Below are 22,620 nucleotides of genomic sequence, written 5' to 3'. Positions count from 1 at the left end.
GTGCGGCGGTGGACACCGGATCCGTCAGCTCGTCGTTCGAACAACTGCTCGCCCCCCAGGACGCGCCACCGTGGTGGCTGGTACTCGTCACCGCGGTGATCGCGCTCGTCCTCGTCGGCTATCGGCCGCTCTGGCGGCTGACCAGAGCCGTGGTCACCGTGGCACACGAAGGCGGGCACGCGCTGTTCGCCCTGCTCACCGGGCGCAGGCTGCACGCGATCACCCTGCACACCGACACCTCGGGGCTCACGGTGTCCAGCGGTAAGCCGAGCGGGCTCGGCATGATCCTCACCGCCGCCGCCGGGTATCCCGCGCCCGCCCTGCTCGGGCTCGGGTACGCGGCACTGCTGGGCTCGGGGCGGGTCACGATCATGCTGTGGGCGACCCTGGCCATGCTGGCCGCCGTCCTGATCAAGGTGCGCAACATCTACGGCGTGGTGACCGTGCTGGTGCTCGGCGGGACGGTGTTCGGCGTCTCCTGGTTCGGTGACGACCTGCTGCAGGCCGGATTCGCCTATCTCGCCGCCTGGTTCCTGCTCGCGGCCGCGGTCCGCCCGGTGATCGAGTTGCAGCGCAGCAGGCGCAGGCAACGCGGTCCCGGCGTCTCCGATGCCGATCAGCTGGCCCGGCTCACGCACCTGCCCGCGCTGCTGTGGGTGGTGTTCTTCACCATCGTCTGCCTGGCCGCCCTCGCCGGTGGCGCCGTGCTGATGCTCGCCCCGGTCGAGCAGTTGCATCCGCTGCTTCAGCGATGATCGGCGGCCCAGGCCACCATCGCCTCGGTCACCAGGCGCTGCTGTTCGTCGGTGGCGTCCAGGGTGATACCCGCCTCGTCCGGCTCCAGCGGTTCCAGCGTGGCCAGCTGTGAATCGAGCAGCGAGGTCGGCATGAAGTGCCCGAGCCGAGCGGCCATCCGTCGTTCGAGCTCGACGCGCGGCGCGTCGAGGAACACGAAGTAGGTCTGCGGCGCACCGGCGCGCAGCCGGTCGCGGTAGGCCCGTTTCAGCGCCGAGCACGCGGCGACGCCCCCGTGGTCGCTGTGCGCGCCGAGCCAGTCGGCGACGATGTCGAGCCACGGCGCGCGGTCGGCGTCGTCGAGCGGGATCCCCGCGGCCATCTTCTCGATATTGGCCTGCGGATGGAAACCATCGCCCTCGGCATAGGGCAACTCCAACCGACCGGCGAGCAACGCCCCGACCGTGGACTTCCCACTGCCGGACACCCCCATGACGACAATGACGGGCTTGTCCTCCACACGACCTCCTCGCACCGAATCGATCACCGCCAAGCCTCACATACTCGCGCATGCCCCGGCGCCGATTCGCGCCCGCGGGACCGGGATCGGGCACGATGGTGATCATGGACCTCCGCATCTTCACCGAGCCCCAGCAGGGCGCCGACTACGACACGCTGCTGTCGGTGGCGCGCACCGCCGAGGAGCTCGACTTCGACGCGTTCTTCCGCTCCGACCACTACCTCGCCATGGGCGACGCCTCCGGTCTGCCCGGCCCGACCGACGCCTGGATCACCCTGGCCGGACTGGCCCGCGACACCTCCCGGATCCGGCTCGGCACCCTGGTGACCGCCGCGACCTTCCGGCTGCCGGGACCGCTGGCCATCCAGGTCGCCCAGGTGGATCAGATGTCGGGCGGGCGGGTCGAGCTGGGCCTGGGCAGCGGCTGGTTCGCGGCCGAGCACGCGGCCTACGGAATCCCGTTCCCGGACAACCGTTTCGGCCTGCTCGAGGAGCAGCTGGCGATCATCACCGGGCTGTGGGAGACCAAGCCCGGCGAGACGTTCAGCTTCGAGGGCGACCACTATCAGCTCACCGACTCCCCCGCCCTGCCCAAACCGGTGCAGGATCCGGTGCCCGTGCTGATCGGCGGCAACGGCAAGGTCCGCACCCCGCGCCTGGCCGCCCGCTACGCCACCGAGTTCAACATGCCGTTCGCCTCGATCGACGACAGCGCCGCCCAGTTCGACCGGGTGCGCGCCGCGGTCCGCGCGGCCGGCCGCACCGACGACCTGGTGTACTCCAACGCGCTGGTGGCCTGTGTCGGGCGCACCGACGCCGAGGTCGCACGCCGGGCCGCCGCGATCGGGCGCGAGGTCGACGAATTGAAGGAGAACGGCCTGGCCGGTTCGCCCGCCGAGGTCGTCGACAAGATCGCCCGCTACCGCGAGATCGGCGCGAGCCGGATCTACCTGCAGATCCTCGACCTGGCCGATCTCGATCATCTCGAACTCATCGCCGCCGAGGTGAAATCGCAGCTCTGAGGTCGACGGCGGTCACGGGATCGGCTTGTCGGTCGGCAGGTTGACGAAACTCGGGGCCGCCGGATCCAGGTGCAGGTGCTGGGGTTTGAGCTCGGTGTTGTTGAGCATCGGCCGGAAGGCCAGCCCCTTGGGCGAGTTGCCCGCGAAGACGTCGACCCGCACGCGGTGTCCCGGCGCCAGCACCGCCTGGGTGGGGATGACGGCGATGTCGATGGCCACCGGGTGTCCGGTGGGCACCGGCAGGAGCTGGTCGAGGCTGAGCGGATTGAACGGGGCGGTGAGGTCGCCGTTGACCGAGCGGGCGCTGCGGCGCTCGTCGATCGCGCGCATCGAGGCGGTGAGCTGGCCGGTGGTGAGGACGGTCGAGGTGCCGTCGGGGGCGACATCGTTGACCGTGACGTTCCAGTAGCCGTCGGCGGCATCGTGAATCGTGTTGAGCCGCACGTTGATCGGGCCCGAGATCACTGTCTGCTCGGCCAGCGGGGCGCTGGTGAAGGTGAGCCCGTTGCGTTCGGCGATGCGGGCGTCCTTGGCGCACAGGTCGAAGGCCGCGGTCATGCCCGCCGAGCCCTGGGCCGCGTCGCGGGAGCAGGCGGTGGTGATTCCCGGTGCGACGGTGAGTGTTTCGGTCGCGCCAGGGCCGGTGGCCGACAGGGAGCCGTCGTGCAGGCTGTCCTCGGTGCTGCCGCTGGCCGCCGCGGACAGATAGACCCGGCGATGCGTGACGCCCGGCTGCGGGAACTGGTCGAGGGTGATCCAGTCGCCACCCTGCTGCTTGACCGTGACGGGACCGAATTCCTCGATGCCGCTGTCGATGTCCTTGAGCCACTTGTCGAACCAGGCGCGCTGCAGGACGTCGAGACGCGGCGGGGCACCCGGCATGCCCGTGCCCGCACCGGGATTGGCGTGGTAGGTGTCGCCGACGACGAGCTGTTTGCGTCCGGCGGGCAGCGGGATCTGCTCGTAGAGCTTGGTGGCGCTGTTGGCGAAGATGTCGTGCCAGCCGCCGTAGACGAAGGTGGGCACGGTGATCTGTTCGGGGCGGCCCAGGATCGCCTGGCGGAAATCGGATTTGTCGTCCAGTGCCGCGGCGAGCTCGGGGGGCATGTCGTCCAGGGTGGGGGTGAGCAGTGCCTGGGCGAGCAGGTCGAAGTTGGTGGCGGGGTCGGCGATGCGGTCGTTGAGCCAGGTCCAGTCGAACTCGCCCTGGACCATCGAGGCCACATCGGGCACGAGCTTGAACTGGTTGACCGAGTTCAGCCACATCGGCAGGAAGGTCGTGCCGACGCCGCCACCCGGGGCGACGACGTCACGCATGAGGTCGCTGCCGGGTTCCACCGGGAAGATGGCCTGCAGTGGCGCGGGCGCGTTCTCGGCGGCGCGCAGCTGGTTGATGCCGGAGTAGGAGCCGCCGCTCATGCCGATGCGCCCGTTCGACCACGGCTGGGTGGCGGCCCAGTCGATCACCTCGCGGGTGTCGAGCTGTTCGCGCGCGCCGAGGGTGTCCCACTTGCCCTGGGACAGGCCGGTTCCGCGCACATCGGCGACGACCACGGTGTAGCCGCTGCGGATGAGGGCGCGGTCGACGCCGAGCATGGTCTGGATCATGCCGCCGTCGAGGGCCTGCATGAGGTCGCCGAAGCCGCTGATCGGCGTGGTCGACAGGTTCAGGCTGCGCACGAGGTCGACGGCCATCGGCTGCAGACCCGGGGTGGCGGCGGCCGATTCGATCAGCCCGGTCATCAGTTTCGAGTACGGGGTGAGGCTGACGATGGTCGGCAGCGGGTTCGTCTCGATGACGCCCGCGGCATCGGCGGGCCGGTACAGATCGGCCTTGAGCACGACCCCGTCGCTCATCGGGATCGAGACACCGCGCTCGACCCTCACCTCCGGGTAGGCCGCCTGCTCGTCGTGCAGGGCGGTCCAGTGTCGAGCCGGATCGTCGCCCGGGTGCCCGGCCGCCGGTCCGCCACCGCAACCGAAGACCACGACGACCGCGAGGATCGTCGCCAGCATCCGGACCATTCCACGCTCGGAACCTCTTGCCATATGTGTCGCTCCCCGACCGGTTCGTCTCCATCGTTGACCAAGCCACCGCACGATCGGCGCGGAAACCGTAACAGCGCTAACGACATGCGCGGCCGAGGGTCGGCCCGCTCGGACTGTCGCAGTGAACACGGATCGTTCCAGTTCAGCGGGTTTTCCGGGCGCTCGAAGGTGTCGGTGTCCGGTGGTTGACTGGCTTGTGCCGGTGCGCCGAAACCCACGACGACGAGGAGGATCGACCATGCCGACACGGGACGAAGCTTGGCCGCAGGGCACGCCCTGCTGGATCGACTGTCAGGTCGACGACACGACCGCCGCTCGCGCGTTCTACAGCGAGTTGTTCGGCTGGGACATCCCCGACGATCCCGTCGATCCGAGCGGCTATCTCATCGCCCGGTTGCACGGGCGACCCGCGGCGGCCGTGGGGCCGAAACCCGTCGGCCTTCACATGCCTTCGGTGTGGACGACCTACTTCGCGGTCGACAGCGCCGATGAGATCGCGGCACGCATCACCGCCGCCGGTGGGCAGGTGATCGTCGCGCCGTTCGACGTGGCCGACGCAGGCCGGATGGCGGTCGCCGCCGATCTCACGGGCGGGGTGTTCGGCCTGTGGCAGACCGCGGCTCATCACGGTGCCGCGGTGTTCGACGAGCCGGGTTCCTACTGCTGGAACGAACTGCACACTCCCGGATTCCAGCAGGCACGCGCGTTCTACTCCGAGGTGTTCGGCTGGCACTACACCGACATCGCAGACACGCCCGAGTTCACCTACGCCACCTTCGCGCTGCCCGGCCGGTCCCGCGAGGTCGGCGGCATGATGGACGCGGCCGCCCTGGGTGCCCCGCCCGCCTGGCTGGCCTGGATCCAGGTCGAGGACACCGACGGCGTCCTGGCCACGGCCACCGAGCTGGGCGCCACCGTGCTCACCGGCCCCGGCGACAGTCCGTTCGGACGCGGCGCCGTCGTCCAGGGACCGCAGGGCGAGGTGTTCGGGGTGATCGATCCGGCCAAGGCCGTCGGGGAGGTACCCACTGGGATCTGAGGCCGCTACGGCGTGACGATGGCGAAGTTCGGGTCCGGCTTGTCGATCAGACCGGGCAGTTTCGCCAGCGCGGTGGCATCACCGTCGATGGCGATGTCACCGCTCAGTACGCCCTCCTTCAGATCTCCGCCGCCGACCAGGCTGCGGATCAGGGCCGACCGGGTGAGGGTGATGGTCGCCTCGGCGGCGGGCAGGTCGTCACCGGGGAAGCGGTCGTAGTGGACCAGGATCCCGTTGCGGAGTTCGGTGCGGTGAATCCGGTTGCCCTCGTCGGCGATCCGCCAGTCGGCGGTCATCCTGGTGGCCCAGGCCTTCGGGCCATCGATCCGCAGGGCGACCGCGTCGAAGACCTGCTCCACACTCAGCGCGGTCGCCAGCGCCGCGGAGTTCGCCGAAGTGGGCGTACCGAAGGAGCCGTTGCGCAGTTCGTAGGCGCCGCTGAGATAGAAGTTGCGCCAGGTGGCGTTCTCGGCGCCGTAGGCGAGCTGTTCGAAAGCGCTCGCCTGCAGCGCTTTCGCGGTCTCGTCCGCCGGGTCGGCGAAGATGACGTAGTTGACCAGCTGGACGACCCAGCGGTAATCGGCCTCGTCGTAGGCCCGCTGCGCGTGCTGCAGCACCGCGGCGGCACCACCCATCGCGGCGACATGGCGGCGGGCGTTCTCCACCGGCGGATGCTCCCACAGGTGCGCGGGGTTGCCGTCGAACCAGCCCATGTACCGCTGATAGATGGCTTTGACATTGTGACTGACCGAGCCGTAATAGCCACGCGTCGACCAGGATTCGGAGAGCGCGGGTGGCATCTGCACCATCTCGGCGATCTCGGTACCGACATAGCCCTGGTTCATCAGGCGCAACGTCTGGTCGTGGAGATAGGCGTACATGTCGCGTTGCAGCGACAGGAATTCCACGATCCGGTCAGTACCCCAGATCGGCCAGTGGTGGGAGGAGAACACCAGATCGGCGCGGCGCCCGTAGCGGTTGATCGAATCGGTGAGGTACTTCGCCCAGACGTGCGGGTCACGGACCAGCGCGCCGCGCAGGGTGACGATGTTGTGCATGGTGTGGGTGGCGTTCTCGGCCATGCACAGGATGCGCCGCTCGGGGAAGTGGATGTTCATCTCGGCGGGCGCCTCGGTACCCGGGGTGAGCTGGAAGACCATCCGCACACCGTCGACGGTCTCGGTCTGCTCGGTCCGGGTGACGTCGAGTGTGGGAGCGACCAGACCGACGGTTCCGATCGAGGTGGTCTGGCCGAGGCCGGAACCCACCTGTCCCTTCGGTCCGCGTGGCAGCGCGGCGCCGTACATGTAGGCGGCCCGCCGTGACATGGCCGTGCCGGTGTAGATGTTCTCCGCGACGGCGTGTTCGAGGAAACCGACGGGCGCGATCACCGGGCAGCGGCCCGCGCCCACGTCCTGCGGGGTGATCACGCCGTGACTGCCACCGAAGTGGTCGACATGGGAGTGCGTGTAGATCAGCCCGGTGACCGGCCGGTCGCCGCGGTGGGCGCGGTAGAGCGCGAGCCCGGCGGCCGCCGTTTCCGCGGAGATCAGCGGATCGATGACGATCACGCCGGTGTCACCTTCGATCAGCGTCATGTTCGACAGGTCGAGCCCGCGGACCTGGTAGAAGCCCGGCGCGATCTCGTAGAGGCCCTGCTTGGCGGCGAGCTGGGATTGCCGCCACAGGCTCGGATTCACCGATTGCGGACAGCTTCCGGTGAGGAAGTCGTAGGAGTCGTTGTCCCACACCACCTTTCCCGATGCGTCGGTGACCTTTCCCGGTTCGAGGGCGGCGATCCAGCCGCGGTCGGCATCGGCGAAATCGGCGATGTCGTCGAAGGGAAGGGTGTCGGTGACCGCACGGTTCGCCTCGGTGACCGCCGGGGTGGGGTCGGTCTGGGTCCGTGCCGGGTCGATGCCGCGCGGCCGATCGCCGCATCCGGTGACGGTCATCCCGACCGCCACCGCGGCGGCCGCGCCGACCCCGACACCCAGCACGCCCCGACGCGAGAACGCGCCCCGTTCGCTATCCATCACTGCACCCTTTCGCCAACAACTGCCGTCGCTATTGCACACTAACTGCAATAGCGTCCTCAGGGCAGGGAAACGGGCACAGCGGCCAGTTGGATCTCGAGCAGGAGCCGGTCCGCGGGGTCCGCCAGGTCGACGCCGAGTACCGCTTCCACCCGTCGCAGGCGGTAGCGCAGCGTGTTCGGGTGGATGCGCAGTTCCGTGGCGGCGGTGCTGACCTCGCCGTGGGCTCGCAGGTACGTCTGCGCCGATACGCGCAGTTCGGCGCCGTGCGTTCGGTCGTATTCGTCGAGGGTGCGCAGACGCGGGTCGTGGAGGTCGGGGTGCGCTCGGATCAGGTCGACGATCTCGGTGAGGAGTACCGCGGTGCGCGCGTCGGCCAGGGTGGTGACACTGCCGCCGGAGGTGGCGGGCGAGTCCAGCACCCGGTCGACTTCGGCGCGGGCACCCGCCACGGCGGTCAGACCGGCGACCGGTGCGGCGATCGCGGCTCGCACGATCAGCCCGCGCGACTCCTCGAGCTGAGTGACCAGCCGCCGGACCCAGGAGCTGACGCCGGTTTCGGAGTGATAGCTCGGCAGGAGGACATAGACCCGGTCATCGATCACTTCGGTGACCGAGTCATCGCGAAAAGCACTGGCGTGCAATCGGATCAGCCCGCTCGATGCGCTCAGCCGAGTGGCCGAGTCATCCGCACCGATCGCGCCGGCCGAACCCATCGCCCCCGCCGAGGCGACCGAACCGACCGCACCCCGCGAGCCGGCCGCGCTCACCGCGCCCGCCGGGGCGACAGTGGTCCCCGGATCCGCCGGCGCGCCATGGCCGCCCGACGTGCGCCGGCCGATAGGGCCGAGGGGGCTGGCCGGACGGAATTGTGCGAAGCCGATCACCGCGGCCGGACCGGCGACGGGCAGGTTCAGCGCAGCGGCCACCGATGGGATGTCGACGCCTTCGCCGTGTGCGCCGAAGAGTCGGCGTACCAGCAGTGCCTCGGTCGAGGGTGCGTCCAGTCCGCGCGCGATGATCCGCGCCGCCACCGCGGAGGCACCCCGCAGCACCTCGGCGGCATCGGGGCGCAGCGGTCGATCGCCCTGCTGGAGCCAGATGGTGCCGAGCATTCTGGATTGCGCACCGTCGGTGCCGCGCCGGATGCCGACGACGAGTCGGCGGCGGATGTCGAGTTCGGGGTGCTCGGGCACGTCGACGACCTCCTCGCTGCGGCGGACCCGGTCGAACACACCCCATTCGCGCAGGATTCGCAGATAGTCGCCGGGACCTTCGCGACCGAGGATGGAGCGGATGCGCAGCTGGTCGGCGGAGGCGTCGGAGGCCGAGTAGGCGAGCACATGCGAGTGCGGGTCCTCGATGGAGACCATGCCGTCGGTCTCCCTGGCCACGACCTGGGCCAGGGCGAACAGGTCGGTGTCGGGCGCGAGCAGGTCGTGGTCGTCGCCTGCCGCGCGCTGACCGGGTGAGCGGTCGAGCGTGCGGCGCACCAGTGCGAACACCTGGTCCCAGCGGGCGTGCCGGTGCACGTGCACCAGCGCGATCCCGGCGGCGTGCGCGGCCGAGCGCACCTCGGGCGAGTCGTTGGCGCTCTTGGTCATCAGCACCCGCGGCCGCTGCCCGGCTTCCCGATCGCCGACACCGTGCAGCCAGTGTGCCGTCGCCTCGGCATCGACGCCGACGAGCAGGTACACCGCGGGCAGCGCACCGTGGGTCTCGAGGTGTTCGGGCAGGTCGGCGGGTTCGACCAGCGCGACCGACCGCACCGCCACCTGCTCCCCCGCCGGCGCGTCGACCAGGGTGGCGACGGTGTGGTCGAGCGCGCTGAGCAGCGCGCCGAGCGTGGTGTCCTCGTCGAGCATCGCGCGCCTCCCGGATGTTGGCAGATTGGACCAAAGAATCACCATCGATTCGTCCGATCAGACGATTATGACCGCTCCGTGCCGGTGTTGACTACGTCACATCAGGTATCCGCCACGACGCAGGAGCCGCACCCATGGACGCCATCGCGACCACCCCACCGCCGGTCAACGAGCCGGTCGGCACCTTCGCTCCAGGAACGCCGGAGCGCGCCCGGCTGCAGTCCGCACTCACCGAGCTGACCACCACCCCCACCGACATCCGGCACGTCATCGACGGCCGTCATCTCCGCGGCGACGGCCCGGCTTTCGACGTGGTCCAACCACATCGGCACGCCGCTGTCCTGGGCACCCTCCACGACGCGAGCGCCGCCGAGGCGGCCGCCGCTGTCGAGGCCGCCACGGCCGCGGCTCCCGCCTGGCGGGCCATGTCGTTCGACGATCGCGCAGCCATCTTCCTGCGCGCCGCCGACCTGCTCGCCGGGCCGTGGCGGGCCAGGATCTGCGCCGCGACCATGCTCGGACAATCCAAGTCGGCCTATCAGGCCGAGATCGACGCCCCGTGCGAACTGGTCGACTTCTGGCGGTTCAATGTCTCCTTCGCCCGCCAGATCCTCGCCGAGCAGCCGATTTCCACGCGCGGGGTGTGGAACCGGATGCAGTACCGCTCGCTGGAGGGCTTCGTCTACGCGGTCACGCCGTTCAACTTCACCGCCATCGCGGGAAATCTGCCCACCGCGCCCGCGCTCATGGGCAACACCGTGGTCTGGAAGCCCGCGCGGACCCAGGCCCTCGCCGCCTACCTGACCATGCGCCTGCTCGAGGCCGCCGGACTGCCGCCCGGGGTGATCAACCTCGTGCACGGTCCCGGCCCGGAGATCTCCGAGGTCGTCCTGGCCGATCCGCGCTTGGCTGGTGTCCACTTCACCGGCTCGACGGCCACCTTCCAGCACCTGTGGCGCGAGGTCGCGGGCAGGCTGGACCGGTACCGGACCTATCCGCGGCTGGTCGGTGAGACCGGCGGCAAGGACTTCGTGCTCGCGCACTCCTCGGCCGATCCGGCGGTGCTCACCACCGCCCTGCTGCGCGGCGCGTTCGACTACCAGGGCCAGAAGTGCTCGGCCGCCTCGCGCGCGTTCGTCCCGCGCTCGGTGTGGGCGCGCATGTCGGAGGAGCTGATCGAGCACACCGCGGCGCTGCGCTACGGCGACATCACCGATTTCACGAATTTCGGTGGGGCACTGATCGATCGACGCGCCTTCGACCGCAACACCGCCGCGCTGGACCGGGCCAAGGCGACCCAGGGACTCACCGTGATGGCGGGTGGCCACAGCGACGACAGTGTCGGCTGGTTCGTCGAGCCCACCGTTGTCGTCGGTGACGATCCCACCGACGAGATCTTCCGCACCGAGTACTTCGGCCCGATGCTGGCGGTGCACGTCTACGACGACAGCACGCCGACCGGTTTCACCGACGCCATGGACCTCGTCGATCGCGGCAGCGCCTATGGCCTCACCGGCTCGATCATCGCCGAGGACCGCACCGCGATCACCGCCGCCACCGAACGGCTGACCTTCGCGGCGGGCAACTTCTACATCAACGACAAGCCCTCCGGCGCGGTCGTCGGCCAGCAGCCCTTCGGCGGTGGGCGGGCCTCGGGCACCAACGACAAGGCCGGGTCCGCGCAGAACCTGCTGCGCTGGACCTCGGCGCGCACCATCAAGGAGACCTTCGATCCGCCCACCGAGCACCGCTATCCGCACCAGGCACCCGAGACGGAGGTCCGCTGATGTCCGCACTGCGCTCGACCATGCTCGCCGCCGCCCGGTCCGCGCGTCTCGAACGCACTGTCACCCGGCTGCCGGTGAGCCGCGCGGTGGTGGCCCGGTTCGTCGCGGGCACCACCGAGGAGCAGGCGGTCGACGCGGCGCGGACCCTGCTGCGCTCCGGTCGTTTCGTCAGCATCGACTACCTGGGTGAGGACACCACGGATCTCGCGAGCGCGCAGGCCACCGTCGCGAACTATCTGTCGCTGATCGCCGCGCTCGGCCGTCTGCCCCAGGCGGAGGTGGCGGCCGGAGCCGTTCGGCCGCTGGAGGTCTCGGTGAAGCTCTCGGCCCTGGGTCAGGCCCTGCCCCGAGACGGGCACGCGATCGCCCGCGACCACGCCCACCAGATCTGCGCCGCCGCCGAGGCCGCCGGACTGTGGGTCACCGTCGACGCCGAGGACCACACCACCACCGACTCCACGCTCTCGATCGTGCGGGAACTGCGCGCGGAGTTCCCGTGGCTCGGCACGGTGTTGCAGGCGTATCTGCGCCGCACCGAGGAGGACTGCCGGGCGATGGCGGGGCCGGGATCGCGAATCCGGTTGTGCAAGGGCGCCTATGACGAACCGGAGTCGGTGGCCTTCCGCGACCGGACCGAGGTCGACGCCTCGTATCTGCGCTGTCTGGCCGTGCTCGTCGCGGGTGCGGGCTATCCGATGATCGCCTCGCACGATCCGGCCGTGCTCGGCGCCGCCACGGTCGCCGTGCAGTCCGCGCAGCGCAAGACCGAGGAGTACGAGTACCAGATGCTGTTCGGCATCAGGGCCGACGAGCAGCAGCGCCTCGCCGACACGGGCAATCACGTGCGCGTCTACGTCCCCTACGGCGACCAGTGGTACGGCTATTTCATGCGCCGCCTGGCCGAACGCCCCGCCAACCTGGGGTTCTTCCTGCGCGCGCTCGTCGGCGGGCAGTGATCCACCCGGGCCGCGGCGGTCTGTGCTGAGATGGGTCGATGAGGTCACAGGCCGAGACAGCGGACGAGCGGCGGCCCCGACGGCGGCGCGATCCGGACAAGACGCGCGAGGCCATCATCGACGGACTGCTCGCCGCGGTCGGCGATGGCGACATCGAGCCCACCTCCCGTGAGATCGCCGCCAGGGCGGGGACTTCCGTGCGCAGCGTCTTCGTGCACTTCGCCGACCGGGAAACGCTGCTCGTCGCGGCGATGGATCGCCAGTCGGCGATGGTGGAGGCCTGCCTTACCGAGCCCGATCCCACCCGGCCGCTCGCCGAGCGGATCGCGCTCGCGGTCGAGCAGAGCGCGGCGATCTTCGCCCTGCAGCGCACGCCCCGGCTGGCGGGCCTGCGGGAATCGCGCGTGACCCCGGCGATCGACACTCGGATGCGCCGCACCGACGTACGCATCCGCACCACGCTGGCCACCCTGTTCGCGCCCGAACTCACCGCACCCGACGGCGCGGTCGACGACGAGCTGCTCGATCTGGTCGACGGAACCCTCGCCTGGCCGATGCGTCACCATTTGCAGGACCGGCGCGGGCTGACCGCCGAACAGGCCTCGACGACGATCGAGCGCGCGCTCTGGCGGCTACTCGCTCAGCGCTGATTCCGGGCGAACCAGCACCCGCTTGAGGATCTTGCCGGTCTCCCCGCGCGGCAGGGCGCTGAGGAAGGTGACATCGCGGGGCACCGAGAAGCGGCTGAGGCGGTTGCGGATGTAGGTCCGGACCATGTCCGAATCCAGGCCCGCGCCTTCGCGTTTCACCACGAAAGCGGCCAGCCGCTGCCCGAATTCCCGATCGGGCACGCCGACCACGGCCACCTCGGTGATCTGCGGCAGATGGGCCAGTGCCTCCTCGACCGGGCGCGGGAAGACGTTCTCGCCACCGGAGATGATCATCTCGTCGTCGCGGCCCGCCACGAACAACCGGCCCGAGGCGTCGAGATAGCCGAGGTCGCCGGTGTCGAGCATGCCGTCGGCCTCCTCCGGCGGCGCGGCGTTGACGTAGCCGTCGAAGAGCATGTGGTTGGCGACGAAGATGTGCCCGGTGGAGCCGACCGGCACCGGCCGCAGATCCGGGCCGAGCACCGCGACCCTGGTGCCGAGCGGGGGCCTGCCCGCGGTGGTCGGCGAGACCCGCAGGTCGTCGGGTGTGGCGACGCTGGCCCAGGAGACCTCGGTCGAGCCGTAGACGTTGTAGAGCACGTCGCCGAAGGTGTCGAGGAAGCGCAGCACGGTGGCCCCGGCCAGTGGCGCGCCGCAGCTGACCACGTGCCGCAGGCTGGACAGGTCGAAGCCCGCGCGCACGTCCGCGGGCACGTCGAGCAGCCGTTCCACCATGGTGGGCACCACGATCAGCGTGCTGATCTTGTGCTCGGCGATCGCGCGCAGGCAGTCGAGGGCGTCGAACCCGTCGGTGAGCACCACCGTGGCGCGCAGCGCGGTGCTCAGCTGCAGACCGGCCAGGCCCCAGGTGTGGAACAGCGGCGCCGGAATCAGCATCACCTCCTCCACGCGCAACGGAATCCGCGACAGCAGTGCGGCGATGGTGCTGAAGCCCTTGGCGTGCGGGCGGCGCGCGCCCTTGGGTGACCCGCTGGTGCCGGAGGTGAGCACGATCAGCCGGCCGGGGTGCGCGGGCACCGGGAAGTCGTCCTGGCCCAGCGCGATCAGCCCGTCGACGGTCGTGCGCTCCGGGTCGGGCGGGCACTGATCGGTGGTGAAGCGCGGGATCTCGCTGTGCAGGTAGCGGATCAGCGTTTCCAGCTCGCCGTCGACGTAGACCGCGCTGAGACGGTGCCGCTGCACGATCTCCTCGATCCGGCGCCCGGACAGTCCGGCGTTGAGCAGCGCCACGTCCACACCGAGTTTGCCCGCCGCGACCATGGTCTCGACCATGCCCGCGTGATTGCGGGCCAGCAGGCCGATGGCGTCACCCGCGCGCAGGCCCAGTGCGTACATCGCGCCCGCCAGCGCGTTCGAGCGCGCGTCGACCTCGGCGAAGCTGCGCTGCCGGATCGGGTCGATGATCGCCACCCGGTCCGGCTCGTGCGCGGCGCCCGCGGCGTAGCCACCGGCGAGGTTGAAACCCCATTTCGACAGCACCCGCAGCTGTTTCACCATCGACACCGGCTCGGGCCGCATCAGACCGGTGGCCGCGATGCTGCGCGCGACCCCGGCGTTGCGGCGCAGCGGCGAACGCTCGGCGTTGATCACCACCGAGGAGCGGGTGCCGGCGATCACGTCGGAGGTCCGGCGCAGCCCGGCCTTGACCCAGTCGGTGACCGCCGAGTTGCCGCGATTGGCCAGCGCGGGATGGACGGTGGCGGCGGCGAACAGGGTGATGTCGAGCCGGGTGCGCTCCACATCCCCGCGCAGCCGCACGGACACGAAACTCCCGAGGACCGGGCTGCGCAGTTCGAAGCTCTCGTACCAGCGGCCGATCGACAGCACGAACTCGTGGGTCTGGATGCCCGCGGCGGCCGAGCCGACCCGCACCTGCCAGACGACCGCCCCGTCGGGACGCTCGACGCGTTCACAACTACCTATGCCGGTGAACATCCGCGGATAACTCTGCGGATCCAGCAGCACATCCCACAATGCCTGACGCGCGATCGTGAAATCCGCGCTGACATCGATGACGTCGTTGACCAAACTCCGTGCTCTTCCCGTCGGCCTGTTCGACCAGCTCGGTCGGCGGGCAAATATGGGCGCGACGGCCAATACCACCGCGCGGGTCGTCACGCTACCCGTCCGTGCCGCTCCCCGATCAAGAATCAGACAAAACCGGTGGTTTCGGGGCGATTCGGCCGGATTTTGGTTTGCGCGCCACACCTCACGATGTTGCTGATGTGAAACTGTCCAACCGCTTGCACGCCGCCGCGCATTGCCGAAGTATTGCTGGCAGTACCGACCCGATCTGCAGGAGTCGCCGCGACGCGCGGCGTGACGAGCGAAGAGGTGTGGGCATGACAGCGAGCTGGGCAGGTTCGACAGACCCGTTCGACGACATCTTCCAGCGGTTCTTCGGTTCCGGGATGTCGGCGAAACCGCCGGTACAGCGCATCGATCTCAGTCGGCTGATGACCGACAACGCGAAGTTGCTGGTCGGTTCGGCGCGCGAGGCGGCGCGGGACTGGGGCAACCCCGAGATCACCCCGGAGCACCTGCTCTACGCGGCCACCGAGGCCGAGCCCGGACGCAGCATCCTGGCCGAGCTGGGGCTCGACCCTGACCAGCTCGCCGACGATCTGCAGGACTATCTCGACACCGGCGAGCCCAGCGAGAACACCCTGGCCGACATCACTCTCAGCCCCGCCACCAAACTGGCCCTGCGGGCCGCCCAGCGCCAGGCCGCGCAGGCGGGCAGCAGCTACCTCGGCCCGGAACACATCCTGCTCGGCATCGCCTCGCTGTCCGACAGTGTGGCGGCGCAGATCCTCGGTTCCGGGATCGCCGCGACCCAGAGCAGTGGCGGAACCGGTGGCGCGGGCAGTCAGCCGTTGCCGTCGCCGCGCAAGGAGAAGTCCGACACCCCCACCCTGGAGGAGTACGGCCGCGACCTCACCGCCGAGGCCCGCGAGGGACTGGTCGACCCGGTGGTCGGCCGGGCGGAGGAGATCGAGCAGACCATCGAGATCCTCTCCCGGCGCCGCAAGAACAATCCGGTGCTGATCGGTGATCCCGGGGTCGGCAAGACCGCGATCGTGGAGGGGCTGGCGCAGCGGATCGTCAACGGGGACGTGCCGTCCACGCTCACCGACCGGCGCGTCATCGCGCTCGATGTCGGGTCGCTGGTGGCGGGCAGCAAGTATCGCGGCGAGTTCGAGGAGCGGCTGACCAAGATCCTCGACGAGGTGCGCGCGCACAAGGACGAACTGATCGTGTTCATCGACGAGTTGCACACCATCGTCGGCGCCGGGGGCGGCGGCGAGGGGTCGATGGATGCCGGCAATCTGCTCAAGCCCGCGCTCGCCCGTGGCGACCTGCACGTGGTGGGCGCGACCACGATCGACGAGTACCGCAAGTACATCGAGAAGGACGCCGCGCTCGAACGCCGCTTCCAGCCGGTGATGGTGGCCGAACCGTCGGTCGCCGACACCATCGAGATCCTGCGCGGCCTGGTCGACGTCTACGAGGAGCACCACCAGGTGCGCTACTCCGACGAATCGCTGATCGCGGCCGCCGAGCTCTCCGACCGCTACATCACCGACCGGTTCATGCCCGACAAGGCGATCGACCTGATCGACCAGGCGGGCGCGCGCGTGCGGCTGCGTTCGGGTACCCCCGATCCGGAGGTCAGGGCCAAGGACGAGGAGCTGGCCCGCCTCAATCGGGAGAAGGACGCCGCGGTCGCGGGCGAGGACTACGAAAAGGCCAAGGCACTCAAGGCCGACATCGCCGCCGCCGAGCAGGAGCTCGAGGAATCCGGCGTCACCGCCGCCGACCCCGAGGTCGACGTGGTCGACATCGCCGAGGTGATCTCGCGCCAGACCGGCATTCCCGTCGCCGATCTCACCGCCGAGGAGAAGCAGCGCCTGCTCGAGCTCGAGGACGTGCTGCACAAGCGGGTGATCGGCCAGGACGAGGCGATCGTCGCGGTCGCCGAGGCGGTGCGCCGGGCCAGGGCCGGGCTCAAGGATCCGAACCGGCCGATCGGCTCGTTCCTGTTCCTCGGCCCGACCGGTGTCGGCAAGACCGAGCTGGCCAAGTCGCTGGCCGAGGCCGTCTTCGGCGACGAGGACCGGCTGATCCGGTTCGACATGAGCGAGTTCCAGGAGAAGCACACCGTCTCCCGGCTCGTCGGCGCCCCGCCCGGATACGTCGGCTACGACGATGCGGCCCAGCTCACCGACAAGGTGCGCAGGCAGCCGTATTCGGTGATCCTGTTCGACGAGGTCGAGAAGGCGCACCCGGATGTGTTCAATGTGCTGTTGCAGCTGCTCGACGACGGCCGGGTCACCGATTCCAAGGGCCGCACGGTCGATTTCAAGAACACGATCGTGATCATGACCTCCAACATCGGCTCGGACCTGATCCTGAAGGCCCCCGAGGGCGACCTGGACGCGATCGAACCGGAGCTGATGGAACGGCTCGGTCAGCACTTCCGGCCCGAGTTCCTCAACCGGATCGACGAGACGGTGGTGTTCCACCGGCTCGACAAGTCGCAGCTGGAACGGATCGTGAACCTGATCCTGGACCGCACCCGCCGGATGCTGGCCGCCCAGGACATCGGGCTCGACATCAGCGAGTCCGCGGTGGACTGGCTCGGCGACAAGGGCTTCCAGCCCGAGTACGGTGCCCGGCCGCTGCGGCGCACGGTGCAGAAGGAACTCGACAACCGGATCTCGCGGCTGCTGCTCGACGGCGGACTGGAACCGGGCGCCACGGTGAATGTCGACACCGCCGACGACGATCTGGTCGTCACCGCTGTGACATCGACCGAGGACGTCTCCGGCAACGGGTCCGCGCCGAAGAAGGGCGCGAAGAGGCCGGCGGCGAAAAAGGGCGACAAGAAGAAGCTGGTCGACCAGAAATGATCCGGACACGAGGGTGGCCCGATCCGTGCGGACCGGGCCACCGTGGTCGAATCAGCCGCCGGTGATCACGCAGGATTCCCCGAACCGGTAGCCACGGCCGACGCTCACGTCGATGCCGCGACCGACACCGTTCTGAATGGCGGCGAGTGAGTGCGCGCCGGTGCTCGACGGCACCCACTCGAAGGTGGCGATGCCGTCGGTGGGGGTGACGACGGCCAGCAATGAGCCGTTGTCGTAGAAGGAAACGGGATCGATGCCGACGCTGAGGCGGGCCAGCAACTGGTGGGTGCACCCGGTGCCGTAGTCGGTCGCCAATCCGAAACTGAGTCCGGGGAGCACGCTCAATTGCGAGACCCCGGCCGATGCCGAAGGTGCGCCGATCGTCATGGCCAGCAGTGCGGTTCCGGTGGCGGCGACGGCGAGGGCGAATTTCCGGTCACTCATATCTCACGTCCCTTGTGCTGCGGGGCCGACCGAACGCGAGGTCGGCGAGTCGGTGTCAATCCTGGCCCCATCGCCGGATCGATGGGGGGAGAACACACGAAACGTTTCCTTTTCTCGCCGACCCCGTCGGTCAGGCCCGCGACCAGAGGGCGGGTGTATTCGGTGGCGTCCAATTCGGGTCGTGGACGGTGTGTGCCTGGCGGCAGCTGTAGGTGACGCCCTGGTAGGTGACCTTGTCGCCGACGGCGTAGGTGGCGTGCTGCCGCCAGGGTGCGGTGGTCGGGTGTTCGTGGCCGCCGCCGGGTGTTGTCGTGGTGACCGGTGGTTTCGTCGTGGTCACCGGTGGTTTCGTGGTCGTCGGGGGCGGGGTCGTCGTGGGCGGTGGAGTGGTCGGTTTCGGCGTCGAAGTGGTCGGCTTCGGCGTGGTGGTCGGGGGTGTGCCGCCGCCCCCGCCGCTGATCTCGAGGTCGACACAGCTGTAGAAGGCGGCCGCGGTATCGCCGATGTTCCAGACCGCGCGCAATTTCTGGCGACCGGAATACTTCGACAGATCGATCGTGTGACTCACCCGCATGGACGGTTGTTCGTTACGGCCGTCGAAAACCGCGATCCGCGTGCCGCCGAGGAAATACTCCCAATTCAGGGTGCGATGATTCGCGGTGTTCTGCCAGGTGAATGTCGTGCTCCCGGATACTTTCTGCGGCACCCAGCCCAGACTGTCGTCATCGAGTTCGAGATATCTGTTCGCACTGCAATTGGTCAATCCTTTGGGCCCCTCGACGCTTTGCGGCTCATAGCGTATCGGCCCACACGACACGATCCCTTTGGCACATTGTTCCTGCCTGCTCGCCGGTCCGGTGACCCAGCCGTGGGCCTCGGCATTCGCGGCCGGAACGAGCGCGGTGGCAATGGGCGCCAACACCATCGCGCCCATGACGGACAGCATTCTACTTCGCACTATCTTCACTCCTAGGAAAACGCACACGGAGGACGGCAGGGGGCTGACGTGCCGTCCGGTAGAACATTTCGAGTGACAGGACAGTAGGACGAGGAAGATCACCCGTCAAGCGGTCTCCAAAAGGGAAAAGACCGCTACCGACCGGTATTCATCGACCGATTCCTCCATGTGCGAATTCGGCGAACAATCCGGAGAGAACCAACCGGTATCCACACGAGGCAAACCCTCCGCTAACCGTGCTGTTCCACGCTGTCCCAGGATTTGCCAGATTCTCACGATAGGTAGCCATGTTCGAAACAAGCGCTCTTACCAGCCTGCGTTCCCTCCGCGAGACGAGCACTGGCGAATGTTGCGCGCCTCCCCCGAATTCGTGTGCCCGAGCCCGCATCCCGCGCGAGTACGCGGGCCGTGCACCGACGGTCAGTGGCCGATGACGCGCAGGGGAAGCGTCGCGTGGCGGCGTACGAACAGGCTCGGTACCCAGCGCGGCGGCTCCGCGTCGATGAGGCCGAATCGCTCGGTGCGCTCGAGCAGCAGCGTGATCGCGGCCGTCGCCTCCAACCGGGCCAATGCCGAGCCGATGCAGAAGTGGGCTCCCGCGCCGAAGGCCGCGTGCGCGCGACCGCGCGGGCGATCAAAGGCGAGGACGTCAGGATCGGGATAGGCCACCGGATCCCGGTTCGCCGCACCCCACAGCAGCAGCAGGTGGCTGCCCGCGGGCAGATCGACACCACCGAGCCGGGTGTCGACCAGAACATGACGGTGATGGCCGCGGAACGGCGACTCCAGGCGCAGCGCTTCGTCCAGGAACGCGGGAATCAGGTCGGGGCGCTCGCGCATATGTGCTTGCAGCCCAGGATCGGTGGCGAGCAGCCGGGCTGCCGAAGCGATCAGACCCGCGGTCGACTCACCGCCGGCACCGATCAGCTGCACCAGGATCAGCACTGCCTGCGGCTCGTCGATCGTGCCCGCGCGCACGGCCGCGACGAGCACGTCGAGCAGTGTCTGTGGCGAATCCGGCGCACCGGTCCGCTGCGTAGCGCCGGTGACGGCCAGGTAGCAGTAGTGGGCCAGTTCGGCCGCCGAGGAGATCAACGCGGGCATCCGTCCCTCGGCGACGACGCCGCCCAGCATCTCGGTCGAGTCGTAGGCCAGGGTGAGCAGTCGCGGCACATCCGCGCCGGGTAGGCCGGCGAGTTCGGCGATCAGTGCCAACGGCAGCCGGTCGGCGATCCCGGTGGCCCAGTCGATTCGGTCGCCGTCGAGTTCCTCGAACCAGAGTCGTTCGACCAGCGCGTTCACCCACGGGCCCAGTGCGCGGACCCGTTTGGCCAGTGCCGGGCCGACGATGCCGCGATGCGCGCTGTGCACATCGCCGTCCGCCGTGGCGAGAACGTGCAGGCCCTGCCCGGTCGCGTCGAGATCGAAGGTCGTCGGCGCCGCGCCCGGCCGGTCGACGAGCACACCGGTCAGATGCGAGGAGAACTCCGTCGTCCGCCGGGCCGCTTCGGCGACCGTGTCCCAGGAGGCGACGAGGAAGAAGTCGGTTCCCGGCACCCGGTGCACGGGCGCGTTCTCGCGCAGCGCGCGGTAGAGCGGGGTGGGATCGTCCAGTACCGCCGCGTCGAACAGATCCAGCGCGTCGAGGTCCATGGTTGCCGCCTTTCGTGGTCGGGCTGTCGAGCACCGACACCGTCTCGCGGTGACACGGCCACGGCAACGACCGTCTCGTCCTGCGACAGCGGATCACCCGGAACGCATGGTTCGAAGATCGGTGAAACCACCTTCTTCCAGCACCGATTCGACTAGACAGATTCGACAGGATGTCTCAGCTCGAGACAGCGAACCGAGGAGTCTGCGGATGACCGGACAGACCGACTGGCTGGCGGGCGGCGACCGGCGCGCCATGGCGGTCGACCGCATCGAACGCGCCGCCCTCGCCCTGTTCCTCGAGCGGGGCATCGACATGGTCACCGCCGAGGACATCGCCGCCGCGGCGGGTTGCTCGCGCGCGACGCTGTACCGCTACGCGGGCGGGAAACCACGGATCGTGCGGGCGGTCATGGTCCGGGCCGCGGGCAATGTCGTCGCCAGGGTGGAGGCGGCCATCGATCCGGTGCCGCCCGCCCGACGACCGGTCGAGGCCATCCTGGCCGCCGTCGCGGCCATTCGCGCCGACCCGGTCCTGCGGCAGTGGCTGATCCGGCACCGCTCCGCCGACACCGACGAATTCCTCGCCGACGCACCCGAACTCGGCCGCATCGCGACCACCCTCACCAGCATCGTCCCGGACGACGCGGCGGCGGGCTGGATCGTGCGCGTGGTGCTGTCCCTGCTCACCTGGCCGCTGCCCGACGCCGCGGCCGAACGACACCTGGTCGAACGTTTCGTCGGACCAGCGCTCCGGGCTCGATGAACCCGCTCAGGGCATCGGCAGCGGCGGGGTCTTCGGGAACTCGACCGGTAGTGCGGCCAGGGAGCGGTGGAAGGGGCCCGGTCGCCAGACCAGTTGCTCGGCGGGCACGGCCAGGGTGAGTTCGGGGAGGGCGTCGAGGAGCTGGTCGATCGCGTCCTGCACGATCAGGTAGGCCACCGACTTGGCGGGACAGCCGTGCGGGCCCGCGCTCCAGGCCAGGTGCGCGCGATTGTCGACGACATCGCGCCCGGCGATGGCCGGATCGTTGTTGCACGCGGACATGCTGATCACGACGGGTTCGTGCGCGGGCAGCCAGGTCTGGTCGACCAGGATGGGCTGGCGCGGGTAGGTCATGCAGAAGTTGGCCAGCGGCGGATCGGTGAACAGCACCTCGTCGAGCGCGTCGCGGGTGGACAGGCTGCCGCCGAGGACGCTGCCGCCGAAGCGATCGTCGGTGAGCATCAGCCGCAGCGTGTTGACCACCAGGTTCAGCATCGGTTCGATCCCCGCACCGTAGAGCACCAGCAGCTGGTGCACCATCTCCTCGTCGGTGAGCGCCGCCGGGTGGTGCAGCAGGCGGGTGGCGACATCGTCGCCGGGCTCGCGCTGGCGCAGCGCGACCAGGTCCGACAGCGCCGTCGCCAGGAGGTTGTTGCCCGCCTCGGCCTCGTCGCCCTCGAAGATCTGCGCCATCCCGGTGGCCACCTTCGCCCCGATCTCGGGGGTGCAGCCGAGCATCGAGTTCAGCGCCTGGAAGACCAGCGGAAAGGCGTACTGGCTCAACAGATCCGCCGACCCGGTCGCGCAGAAGCTGTTGATCAGCGGAATCGCGAACTGCTCGACCGTGCTGTGCATGGCGTACAGGTCGACCCCGGCGATCCCGGCCACGTTGGCCTGCCGGTACCGTGCGTGCTCGGCACCGGTGGTGCGCAGCGCGGCCGGACGGAACTGCAGCATCGGCAGCACCGGGCAGTCCGGCGGGATGTCGCGCTGCCACATGCGCGGATCGGCCGGGAAGTGGTCGGGATCGTTGAGGATCCGGACCGCGGTGTGATACCCGATGACCAGCGTCGCCCGGATCCCCGGGGACAGTTCGACAGGCACCAGCGAGCCGAAGCGACTCCGCATCTCCCGATAGGCAGCCTGCGGATCGGCCGCGAACTCGGGTGCGTACATCGGCACCCGCGCCTCGGCCACGGGGTCGAGCAT

Annotated in this window: 17 protein-coding genes; 8 read left to right on the top strand and 9 right to left on the bottom strand. The window is 69.3% G+C overall.

The features are described from left to right. The first annotated feature begins 8 nt into the window (after window positions 1–8). Window positions 9–755 (top strand): M50 family metallopeptidase, encoded by a 747-nt coding sequence (locus ACFVVM_RS04430; protein WP_387612858.1) that lies wholly within the window; start codon window positions 9–11, stop codon window positions 753–755. On the opposite strand, the gene ACFVVM_RS04425 is transcribed toward ACFVVM_RS04430, so the two are convergent. After that, window positions 746–1,228, bottom strand: coding sequence for a gluconokinase (locus tag ACFVVM_RS04425; RefSeq protein ID WP_387616752.1), 483 nt, complete (start codon window positions 1,226–1,228; stop codon window positions 746–748). The two genes, ACFVVM_RS04430 and ACFVVM_RS04425, sit on opposite strands and share 10 nt — an antisense overlap. Before the next feature lie 131 nt (window positions 1,229–1,359). On the opposite strand from ACFVVM_RS04425, the gene ACFVVM_RS04420 reads away from it, so the two are divergent. Then, window positions 1,360–2,277 carry an LLM class F420-dependent oxidoreductase gene (locus ACFVVM_RS04420; protein ID WP_387612856.1) on the top strand — a complete coding sequence of 306 codons (918 nt, stop codon included), beginning with the start codon at window positions 1,360–1,362 and terminating at the stop codon, window positions 2,275–2,277. A 12-nt stretch (window positions 2,278–2,289) separates the two neighbouring features. On the opposite strand, the gene ACFVVM_RS04415 is transcribed toward ACFVVM_RS04420, so the two are convergent. After that, on the bottom strand, window positions 2,290–4,326 hold the full coding sequence (locus tag ACFVVM_RS04415; RefSeq protein ID WP_387612854.1) for a CocE/NonD family hydrolase: 2,037 nt from the start codon (window positions 4,324–4,326) through the stop codon (window positions 2,290–2,292). A 238-nt stretch (window positions 4,327–4,564) separates the two neighbouring features. Here ACFVVM_RS04415 and ACFVVM_RS04410 point away from each other — a divergent pair, with 238 nt between their 5' ends. Further along, on the top strand, window positions 4,565–5,365 hold the full coding sequence (locus tag ACFVVM_RS04410) for a VOC family protein (RefSeq protein WP_387612852.1): 801 nt from the start codon (window positions 4,565–4,567) through the stop codon (window positions 5,363–5,365). Between the two features lie 5 nt (window positions 5,366–5,370). Here ACFVVM_RS04410 and ACFVVM_RS04405 read toward each other — a convergent pair whose 3' ends face one another. After that, the gene (locus ACFVVM_RS04405) at window positions 5,371–7,320 is read right to left on the bottom strand and encodes an alkyl/aryl-sulfatase (protein ID WP_387616750.1); all 1,950 of its coding nucleotides are present in this window, start codon (window positions 7,318–7,320) and stop codon (window positions 5,371–5,373) included. Window positions 7,321–7,460: 140 nt separating this feature from the next. Then, window positions 7,461–9,266 carry a PucR family transcriptional regulator gene (locus tag ACFVVM_RS04400; RefSeq protein WP_387612850.1) on the bottom strand — a complete coding sequence of 602 codons (1,806 nt, stop codon included), beginning with the start codon at window positions 9,264–9,266 and terminating at the stop codon, window positions 7,461–7,463. A gap of 134 nt (window positions 9,267–9,400) precedes the next feature. Between ACFVVM_RS04400 and pruA the strand changes: the two genes are divergently transcribed. Genes pruA through ACFVVM_RS04385 form a run of 3 tightly spaced genes read left to right on the top strand, consistent with a single transcriptional unit; the run spans window position 9,401 to window position 12,659 of the window. Further along, window positions 9,401–11,053 carry an L-glutamate gamma-semialdehyde dehydrogenase gene (pruA, locus tag ACFVVM_RS04395; protein WP_387612848.1) on the top strand — a complete coding sequence of 551 codons (1,653 nt, stop codon included), beginning with the start codon at window positions 9,401–9,403 and terminating at the stop codon, window positions 11,051–11,053. Then, window positions 11,053–12,009: a proline dehydrogenase family protein gene (locus ACFVVM_RS04390; RefSeq protein ID WP_387612846.1), complete on the top strand. Its 957-nt coding sequence runs from the start codon at window positions 11,053–11,055 to the stop codon at window positions 12,007–12,009. Before pruA ends, ACFVVM_RS04390 begins: the two co-directional genes overlap by 1 nt. A 38-nt stretch (window positions 12,010–12,047) precedes the next feature. Further along, window positions 12,048–12,659 carry a TetR/AcrR family transcriptional regulator gene (locus ACFVVM_RS04385; protein WP_387612845.1) on the top strand — a complete coding sequence of 204 codons (612 nt, stop codon included), beginning with the start codon at window positions 12,048–12,050 and terminating at the stop codon, window positions 12,657–12,659. On the opposite strand, the gene ACFVVM_RS04380 is transcribed toward ACFVVM_RS04385, so the two are convergent. Further along, on the bottom strand, window positions 12,642–14,708 hold the full coding sequence (locus ACFVVM_RS04380) for an AMP-binding protein (protein ID WP_387612843.1): 2,067 nt from the start codon (window positions 14,706–14,708) through the stop codon (window positions 12,642–12,644). The two genes, ACFVVM_RS04385 and ACFVVM_RS04380, sit on opposite strands and share 18 nt — an antisense overlap. Before the next feature lie 314 nt (window positions 14,709–15,022). On the opposite strand from ACFVVM_RS04380, the gene ACFVVM_RS04375 reads away from it, so the two are divergent. After that, complete coding sequence (locus ACFVVM_RS04375; RefSeq protein ID WP_387612841.1) at window positions 15,023–17,593, top strand: ATP-dependent Clp protease ATP-binding subunit; 2,571 nt, start codon at window positions 15,023–15,025, stop codon at window positions 17,591–17,593. A gap of 51 nt (window positions 17,594–17,644) precedes the next feature. On the opposite strand, the gene ACFVVM_RS04370 is transcribed toward ACFVVM_RS04375, so the two are convergent. The 3 genes from ACFVVM_RS04370 to ACFVVM_RS04360 form a co-directional block, all read right to left on the bottom strand. Further along, on the bottom strand, window positions 17,645–18,037 hold the full coding sequence (locus ACFVVM_RS04370) for a hypothetical protein (RefSeq protein ID WP_387612840.1): 393 nt from the start codon (window positions 18,035–18,037) through the stop codon (window positions 17,645–17,647). 130 nt (window positions 18,038–18,167) lie between these two features. Then, window positions 18,168–19,097: a carbohydrate-binding protein gene (locus tag ACFVVM_RS04365; RefSeq protein WP_387612838.1), complete on the bottom strand. Its 930-nt coding sequence runs from the start codon at window positions 19,095–19,097 to the stop codon at window positions 18,168–18,170. 318 nt (window positions 19,098–19,415) lie between these two features. Continuing rightward, window positions 19,416–20,648 carry a cytochrome P450 gene (locus tag ACFVVM_RS04360; protein WP_387612836.1) on the bottom strand — a complete coding sequence of 411 codons (1,233 nt, stop codon included), beginning with the start codon at window positions 20,646–20,648 and terminating at the stop codon, window positions 19,416–19,418. 208 nt (window positions 20,649–20,856) lie between these two features. Between ACFVVM_RS04360 and ACFVVM_RS04355 the strand changes: the two genes are divergently transcribed. Then, window positions 20,857–21,411: a TetR/AcrR family transcriptional regulator gene (locus ACFVVM_RS04355; protein ID WP_387612834.1), complete on the top strand. Its 555-nt coding sequence runs from the start codon at window positions 20,857–20,859 to the stop codon at window positions 21,409–21,411. 6 nt (window positions 21,412–21,417) lie between these two features. On the opposite strand, the gene ACFVVM_RS04350 is transcribed toward ACFVVM_RS04355, so the two are convergent. Next, window positions 21,418–22,620 carry a cytochrome P450 gene (locus ACFVVM_RS04350; protein WP_387616748.1) on the bottom strand — a complete coding sequence of 401 codons (1,203 nt, stop codon included), beginning with the start codon at window positions 22,618–22,620 and terminating at the stop codon, window positions 21,418–21,420.

Origin of the sequence: Nocardia sp. NPDC058176, from assembly GCF_042883805.1 — a bacterium.
In the GTDB taxonomy this organism is placed as follows: domain Bacteria; phylum Actinomycetota; class Actinomycetes; order Mycobacteriales; family Mycobacteriaceae; genus Nocardia.
This window is presented reverse-complemented; position numbering and strand designations above follow the sequence as displayed.